The organism is Paenibacillus pseudetheri, from assembly GCF_924513355.1.
Lineage (GTDB): Bacteria > Bacillota > Bacilli > Paenibacillales > Paenibacillaceae > Paenibacillus_AQ > Paenibacillus_AQ pseudetheri.
Window position 1 is genome coordinate 1 of sequence record NZ_CAKMAB010000106.1, and the last position, 537, is coordinate 537.

General features: G+C 49.2%; 1 protein-coding gene. It reads right to left on the reverse strand.

Going from position 1 to position 537, the window contains the following annotated elements; all coding sequences use genetic code 11:
* Positions 1-522, reverse strand: a 522-nt coding sequence (locus L1028_RS31110; protein ID WP_234541969.1) for an IS30 family transposase, incomplete at its 3' end; no start/stop codon positions are given.
* Positions 523-537: the final 15 nt, after the last annotated feature.

Below are 537 nucleotides of genomic sequence, written 5' to 3' on the forward strand. Positions count from 1 at the left end.
GCTGGATACGACTGTATCCAATTCCCAGTGTCCAAAAGACTCTCGTTTCCGCACCTCTTTAGGACGCTGGCTAATGGGTTTTCCTACGAGAAAGCGTCCGCGTGTCTCCATGGGCTTACGCCGTTTACCCTTATGTCTCAGCACTTTCACTTCGCCTGCAATAAGGCGCCCAGCATAGAGCCAACGGTAGATGGTCTTGAAACATACGAACGATTTCCCGTTCACTCTCCTATGCTCGGTAATCTGCTCGGGTGACCAAGTCTGCTGCAGGTTCTCTTCGAGTTCGCTTGCTAACTCAGGCGTAAACCGACCCTTTGGCTTGCAAGATGCTCGACGTACCTTATAAGCAGCCTGTGCAACTTCTGCTATGTAGGTTCCGTCCTTGCTTCCGCGCTTCTTTTCCCTTGCTATAGCGGAGTGGTGTCTTCCAAGCTTTTTACCAATCTCTCGGTTGGTCCATTCCAAACGATGCAAGATTTCTAGCTGACTACGTTCGATTATGCTAAAATGAGTGTAGTTCATGTTCTGATTCTCCTT